General features: G+C 60.7%; 9 protein-coding genes. 2 read left to right on the top strand and 7 right to left on the bottom strand.

Annotated features, from left to right (window positions below; translation table 11 throughout):
* A partial coding sequence (locus WBV42_RS19855; protein ID WP_423987574.1) for an HdeD family acid-resistance protein occupies positions 1–647 on the bottom strand: 647 nt, incomplete at its 3' end.
* Between the two features lie 90 nt (positions 648–737).
* Positions 738–1,013 carry a DUF202 domain-containing protein gene (locus WBV42_RS19860; RefSeq protein ID WP_423987575.1) on the bottom strand — a complete coding sequence of 92 codons (276 nt, stop codon included), beginning with the start codon at positions 1,011–1,013 and terminating at the stop codon, positions 738–740.
* Between the two features lie 117 nt (positions 1,014–1,130).
* Between WBV42_RS19860 and WBV42_RS19865 the strand changes: the two genes are divergently transcribed.
* Positions 1,131–1,544, top strand: a complete 414-nt coding sequence (locus WBV42_RS19865; RefSeq protein WP_423987576.1) for a DUF5518 domain-containing protein — start codon at positions 1,131–1,133, stop codon at positions 1,542–1,544.
* 177 nt (positions 1,545–1,721) lie between these two features.
* Here WBV42_RS19865 and WBV42_RS19870 read toward each other — a convergent pair whose 3' ends face one another.
* The 4 genes from WBV42_RS19870 to WBV42_RS19885 are packed head-to-tail and all read right to left on the bottom strand — an operon-like array spanning position 1,722 to position 5,974.
* Positions 1,722–2,849, bottom strand: a complete 1,128-nt coding sequence (locus WBV42_RS19870) for an ABC transporter ATP-binding protein (RefSeq protein WP_423987577.1) — start codon at positions 2,847–2,849, stop codon at positions 1,722–1,724.
* 6 nt (positions 2,850–2,855) lie between these two features.
* On the bottom strand, positions 2,856–3,728 hold the full coding sequence (locus WBV42_RS19875) for a carbohydrate ABC transporter permease (RefSeq protein WP_423987578.1): 873 nt from the start codon (positions 3,726–3,728) through the stop codon (positions 2,856–2,858).
* A complete protein-coding gene (locus WBV42_RS19880; RefSeq protein ID WP_066143786.1) occupies positions 3,725–4,624 on the bottom strand; it encodes a carbohydrate ABC transporter permease in 900 nt (299 codons plus the stop codon). Before WBV42_RS19880 ends, WBV42_RS19875 begins: the two co-directional genes overlap by 4 nt.
* A gap of 18 nt (positions 4,625–4,642) precedes the next feature.
* Positions 4,643–5,974, bottom strand: a complete 1,332-nt coding sequence (locus WBV42_RS19885) for an ABC transporter substrate-binding protein (protein WP_423987579.1) — start codon at positions 5,972–5,974, stop codon at positions 4,643–4,645.
* Positions 5,975–6,170: 196 nt separating this feature from the next.
* Here WBV42_RS19885 and WBV42_RS19890 point away from each other — a divergent pair, with 196 nt between their 5' ends.
* The gene (locus WBV42_RS19890; RefSeq protein WP_423987580.1) at positions 6,171–6,302 is read left to right on the top strand and encodes a hypothetical protein; all 132 of its coding nucleotides are present in this window, start codon (positions 6,171–6,173) and stop codon (positions 6,300–6,302) included.
* Positions 6,303–6,344: 42 nt separating this feature from the next.
* Here WBV42_RS19890 and WBV42_RS19895 read toward each other — a convergent pair.
* Positions 6,345–6,681, bottom strand: a 337-nt coding sequence (locus WBV42_RS19895) for a methyltransferase domain-containing protein (RefSeq protein WP_423987581.1), incomplete at its 5' end; no start/stop codon positions are given.

Raw genomic sequence — 6,681 nt, forward strand, 5'->3', positions numbered from 1 at the left:
GTGCCGGGGGACGGCACCGGCGTTCGTTCGCGCGCCGCCCTCCGTCGTCCCACCGCGACGATGACGAGGGAGATGCCACTCACGAAGAGGTTGACGCCGAAAACGACGCTCACCGGTTCGAGCGACCCGACGGGAGGGACGAGCAGGACGACGACAGCGGCCAGCAGTGCGACGACGCCGCTGAGAACGACCCACACCCAACCCGTCTCCGGGCGAGTCTGAACCCCAATTCCGATTTCGAGGAGTCCATCGAGCAGGAAGAATCCGAACAACAGGGCCGTCAACGAGGCGAACCCCGCCAGCGGGTTGACGAGGAGCACGAGTCCGAAAACCGTGTAGACGACCGCGAGCAGTATCACTCCTCGACTGCCCGACCACTCCCTCGCGCCGAATCCCGACGCGGTGAGCACCGTCCCGCCGAGCAACAGGAGAACGCCGAACAACGACGAGATGGCGACCGGCGTGGCGAACGAAACGAGGAACGCGATACTTCCCAGTCCGGCGCGTATCCGTGCCGCACCGACGACCGCGACGATACTCAGCAGGATCAGTAACACCCCGACGCCCAGAAGCAGACGCCACCGACTCTCCGCGGAACTCGCTGGTCGGTCTTGCGATGGCTCTTGATTTCGGATTTCGACACCCATTGTTCCCCTCCATCCGGCCGTACGCCGAGCATCGACATAAACGAGTAGTCCCGTAGATGAACTCGTCGGCCGGTGACGAACGAGAGAGACTCAACGACTGGTGACGAACAAGTAGAGACCGCCGAGAACGAACAGGACGCCAACGACGAGAAAGGTGATTCCGACGTAGTCGATCAGCCGTCCGGCGAACAGGCGGATGAGGGCGATACCGAAGATGAACGAGGCGAAACCGGTTCTGACGTACGAGAGTATCGTTCGCGTCCACGCGAGTCGCGTTCGTTCATTCGCGACGCCGCTCTCCGGACACTCGTCAGTCGGGTCAGTCGGGTCGGTCGGCATGAACCCGAACACGACTTGGCCGAGCAAATCACTGTTCCCGGGACGGTCGTTACGACATCCTCATCGGTTCGTTACCGTATTACGAGTACTGTCACGCCGGAGAGGAGCGATTCGGCTATATCTTCAGCTAGCCTACACCAATCCATGGCAACGAATTGGAGAGCGGTGATACTCGGGTTCATCGTCATGGTCATCATCGGCACGTTCGGCGGGGTTGTCATACCCGTCGTCGGGACCATCGGTGGCGGGATTATCGGGGGATTCATCGCGGGATACATGGCGGGAGAGGGAATCGGAAACGGAACGTGGAACGGACTGCTGGCCGGTGCGTTCGGCGGTATCGTCGGCGCGATACTGCTCGCGGTCGGTGGCGCGCTCATCGGGAGCGTCGCGGGACCCGTCGGAAGCGTGCTCGCCGGGACCGGCGTCCTGCTCACCGGCATCGTCATCGCGCTCCTGTTCGCCATTCCGAGCGGAATCGCGGGTGCACTCGGCGGGTGGCTGAAGGGCTCCCGGCAGAAACGGGGCGTCAAACCGGCCAAACCCGCGACGCGCTGATTCGGCTCCCGAACGAGCGTCGCTTTTTCGACCACCGGCACGGACTCGTTCGGTTACGGGACCGGGACGACGACACGTCATTCTTCGACATCGGATACGGCGACCCGGCTAGATTGAACAACGTCTCGTCGGCGTCCTCCGGTTAAGCACCCCTGCTACAGCCGGGTATGACACAGTTTACGGGTGAGGGGTCGGGGGTCGCTCGTGAGCACCCGACGACGAGTGATAGATCACTGCTCCGGTGTCGGAATGGAATAGGTGGAGGCGTTCGGGGTCGGCGGTGAGACTGACCGTTTCACCGACCGTTACCTCCCGACGCGGATCCGCTTTGACCGAGAGTTCGTTCCCGCCGACGGTCCCGCGGAGCAACAGCGACTCCCCGAGCGGTTCCGTAACGCTCACCGAGAGGTCGATGGTTCCCGCCCCCTCACTGACCGTGAGGTCTTCGGGGCGGATACCGACCTGCGCGTGGTCTATCTCGGAGCCGATGTTCCCGTTCGCTCGGGGAAGTCGGATGCGGAAGCCGTCGCCTTCGACAAACCGGCGTCCGTCGTCCTCCGAGATGCGAGCGGGAAGGACGTTCATCGATGGACTGCCGACGAACTCCGCGACGAACCGGTTGACGGGATAATCGTAGAGCGTCTGTGGCTCGTCGACCTGTTGGATTTGACCGTCGTTCATGACCGCGACGCGGTCGCCGAGCGTCATCGCCTCCGTCTGGTCGTGGGTGACGTAGATGGTGGTACGTTCGAGTTCGGCGTGGAGTTCGGCGAGTTCCGCACGCATCTCGACGCGAAGTTTGGCGTCGAGGTTCGACAGGGGTTCGTCCATGAGCAGGATTTCGGGGTCTCGAACGAGCGTGCGACCGATGGCGACTCGCTGTCGCTCACCACCGGAGAGTTCACCCGGCTTCCGGTCGAGCAGGTCGGTGATGTCGAGGGTATCGGCGGCATCGGCGACCGCTCGCTCGACTTCGTCGTCCGTGTATGACCCCGACGAATTCATCCCGAAGGTCATGTTACGCTCCGCGGTCATGTGCGGGTAGAGCGCGTAGTTCTGGAACACCATCGCCACGTTCCGATCCTTGGGGGGAATTCCGTTGATCACGTCGTCGCCGAACCGAATCGCTCCGTCGGATATCGTTTCGAGTCCGGCGAGCATGCGGAGTGTCGTGGACTTTCCACACCCGCTCGGCCCGACGACGACGAGGAACTCGCCGTCGTTCACTTCGATGTCGATGCCGTTGACTGCCGTTACGTCGTCGTCGTACCGTTTGACGACGTCTTTTAGTGAGATAGTTGTCATTATTGATCACTTTTGTTGAAGACCGAACGTTTGGAGGAGCGGTCGGTGCAGGACGAGGAGGACCAAGAGCGGTGGAATGAGCGCGATTACGGCACCCGCCATAATGAGACCCCATTGGGTCTGTCCCGCGGCGCTGGCCGACTGCAGGAGTTTGACGCCGACCTGCGCGACCTGCTTTCGCTGCGTGCTCATGATGGTGAGCGGCCAGAGGTACTGATTCCAGGCGTAGATGAACTCGATGACCGCCACCCCGGCGATCATGCCCTTCGACATCGGCACGAGGACGCGAAACAGGAAGGTGAGCGGTCCGATCCCATCGAGGCGGGCGGTTTCGACCAGTGAATCCGGAATGGACCGGAAGTGCTGCCGAAGCAGGAAGACGGTCGTCGCACTGGCGAGGTACGGCGCGGTCAACGCGAGCAACGAATCGGACCACCCGATGTTCGCCACGAACTGGAATAACGAAAGGATACGCACCGGGACCGGGAGCATCAGCGTGAACAGGATGAACATGAACACCAACCGCTTGAACCGAAACCGGTAGTAGACGATGGCCAGCGCTGCGAACAGCGAGATGGTCACCTTGCCCACAACGATGACGAGGGACATGACGAGCGAGTTGAGCAGATACCGACCCATTCCGTACTCGGTCATGGCGGCGACGTAGTTGTGGACGGCCTGCCCACCGGGGGCGAGGTTCGACGTCTGGTATATTTGGGTCGTCGTCTGTGTGCTCATCAGGAGCGCGAGCAACAGGGGCAGCGCCATGACGAGCGTCGAGGCGACGAGCGCGACGTGCACGAGGAGGTTGTCCGGGAGCACGTCCTGCCACGACTGCCGTTGTACTCGCCCGTCCGTGGCGAGCGAGTCCGTACTCATGAGCTACCTCCGTACTGGACGTAGCGATCGGAGAGTCGCAACTGGGCGTAGGTCAGCACGCCGACGATGGCGAACAGGATGACCGACTCGGCGGACGCGAGTCCGGGGTTCGAGAACTCGAAGGCGTCGCGATAGAGCTTGAAGATGAGGAAGTTAGTCGCTCCGTTCGGGCCGCCGTGGGTCATCAGGTCCACCAGCGAGAACGTGCTGAAGAAGGCATAGATGGTGTCCATGACGACGAGGAACAGAAGCGTTGGCGAGATAAGCGGGACGTAGACGCGGGTGACGAGTTGGAACCGTCCAACACCGTCGAGGCGCGCGGCCTCGTTGAGCGTCTCCGGAACGTTGTTCAATGCGGCCAGGATGAAGATGATGTTGTAGCCGAGCTGCTTCCAGATGGCCGCGATTGCGACGACTATCAGCGCGAGCGAGCCGTTCGTGAACCAATCGAGAGAGATGCCGAACAGGTCGTCGAGGAAGTACGTGATGACGCCCAACGAGGGGTGTAACAGGAAGAGCAGAACGGTCCCTGCAACCGCTGGCGGAAGCGCGTACGGCCAGATGGCCGCCACGAGATACGCCGCCTGTCCGGTCGTCACCTCGTAGAGGAGCGTCGAGACGAACAACGAAATAGAGAGGGTCCCGACAACGACGACGACGGCGAAGAGGGCCGTCATCTCCATGCTGTGTCGATACTCGGGCGAGGTGAGGAGGGTGGCGAAGTTACCCAATCCGACGAACGTCTTGTGAATACCCAGCACACCGGTGTTGTAGAGACTCAGACGGATCGTGTCGACCGACGGATAGTACAGAAACGCGACGAGGACGACGATCGTCGGCAGCAACAACAAGAAGGCCTGCCAGGTGCTCGAATACGTGGATTCCTTGGTGGACATAAACACTGAGTTCGAGAGTTACTTCCCGTTCGAGCGGGCCAGTTCCGATTCGACGTCCTTCTTCGCACTGGCGAGTGCGCTATCGACGCCGGTGCCCTGGATCATACTCACGTAGCTCTTCTCGACGATAGTTCGGGTTTTTGCGAACGGTGCCATCTGTGCACCACGGGTCGCCATCGTGTCCTTCGTGGCCTGAAGCTGGTCGAACGCGGTTTTGAAGTTGGGATTTTGGTCGAACCAACCGTTGTCTTGGAGCTGGCTGACGGCTTCCTTTCGAACCGGGAAGTAACCGGTGTTCTTGTGCCATCGAACCTGTTGTTCGGGCTTCGTGAGCCACACGAGGAAGTCCGCCGCCGCCTTCTGTTTGGCGTCCGAGAGGCCCTTCGGGACCCAGAGCGAACCACCGCCGATGACGACGCCCTTTCGCTTCCCCTTCGGGACGGGCAAGTAGCCGGTTCCCATCTCGAACCCGTTCTCTTTCGCGCCCGCCGTGGTGGAGGAGATACCCGAAGTGGAGGTGATGAGCATCCCGACTTTTCCAGCGATGAACGCCTGTTTCGCGGCACTCCATGCCTCGATACCGGGATTGAGGTATGCACCCTGTTCGTACAGATCGGTCCACCAGTTGAAGATGCGCTTTGCCGCGTCGCTTTCGAGATAGATTTCGGTCGGGTTACCCGCACGGCCGTTCTTCTCGTCGACGAGCAGTTGGTTTTGCTCCGCCATCCACTGCTCGACGAACCAGCTGTGGTTCGGCCACGTGATTCCCTTTTTCGTCGCACCCGAGTCCATCAACTTCGCGGAGGCATCCGTGATCCCTTGGAAGGTTCTCGGGGGATTCTCGGGGTCGAGACCGGCCTTCTCGAAGGCGTCCTTGTTGTAGTACAGCACCGGATTCGAGGAGTTGAACGGCATCGAATTGAGCGTGTCGCCGATACGGTAGTAGTTGAGAACCGGGTTCAGAAAGTTGTCGTAGTCGATATTATCCGACGGAATGATGTCTTGGACGGAGACGAACGCATCACTGGTTCGTGCCAGTCCGGTCCCGATGTCGAAGATCTGTGCGACCGCCGGGGGTTTTTTCGCTTTGACCGCCGAAAGGGTCGAATTCAGTGTCTCGCGGTAGCTTCCCTTCGATGTCACCTCGACGGAAACATCCTCGTGGTCGGATTCGAAATCCGACCCCATCTGTTTCAATAGCTTCGCGGTGTCACCGCCCATCGCATGCCAAAACTTGATGCTGGTCGTGGAGCTTCCACCGGTCAATTGACCGGCACAACCGGCGAGTGTCACTGCACCGGTCGCAGCGCTCGTGGCGAGAAACGTTCGACGAGTGGAATCGTTCGTCATTACCAGCCGATTCGAACAACCGTACTTAAGGCGTTGTAATAGTTCTATGTGGAGAATACATAATCATACGTAGTAGTCTATTCCGATAGGAAGCATGGGATAGTCACGATCTCGTTCTCGAACATCCCGAGAAAAAGGGGCGTCGAACCGTCCGAACCAGCGACCTGCCGATCGATCATCCGACATTTTTCGAGACGTGATACAACGACCCGGTGAGACTGAAGAACGTCCGTCCAGCACGCTCCCGGCTTCGAACGGCGCGTTCTCACGCATCGGCCGCGTCTCGGGACAGCAGTTCGGCGGTGTGATCGCGTACTTCCGGAACTAATCGCCCGGCGACCGTTCCCTCCAACGTCGTTTTGCAGATGGTTTACGGTTCGACGGTCTCGATATGGAAACCGGCCGCACGAAGCGGTGTCGTCATCTCCGATCCGAGACGTGGTCGAACGCAGTGGCTCTTCCACGTTCGGGATACCCTCGCCGCGAGTTCGGGGTCGCCGACGCGCCAGACGAGTGTCTCCCAGTCGGTCACGTACACGACCGCTGACCCACCGGGACGGAGGACCCGAGCGAGTTCCGAGAGGGCCGTTTCGAGGGCATCGACGTAGCCGTACACCTGCACGGAGAGCGCGGCGTCGATCGATTCGTCGACGAGTGGAAGCCCCGTCGCCTCACCCGCCAGTAGTTCCACGTCTTCGTCCGCCCCA

This window comes from Haladaptatus sp. (genome assembly GCF_049589095.1).
GTDB lineage: Archaea > Halobacteriota > Halobacteria > Halobacteriales > Haladaptataceae > Haladaptatus.

Coding starts and splice junctions, on each gene's coding strand:
- WBV42_RS19865 (WP_423987576.1), top strand. CDS start 1,131: ATGGCAACGAATTGGAGAGCGGTGATACTCGGGTTCATCGTCATGGTC.
- WBV42_RS19870 (WP_423987577.1), bottom strand. CDS start 2,849: ATGACAACTATCTCACTAAAAGACGTCGTCAAACGGTACGACGACGAC.
- WBV42_RS19875 (WP_423987578.1), bottom strand. CDS start 3,728: ATGAGTACGGACTCGCTCGCCACGGACGGGCGAGTACAACGGCAGTCG.
- WBV42_RS19880 (WP_066143786.1), bottom strand. CDS start 4,624: ATGTCCACCAAGGAATCCACGTATTCGAGCACCTGGCAGGCCTTCTTG.
- WBV42_RS19885 (WP_423987579.1), bottom strand. CDS start 5,974: ATGACGAACGATTCCACTCGTCGAACGTTTCTCGCCACGAGCGCTGCG.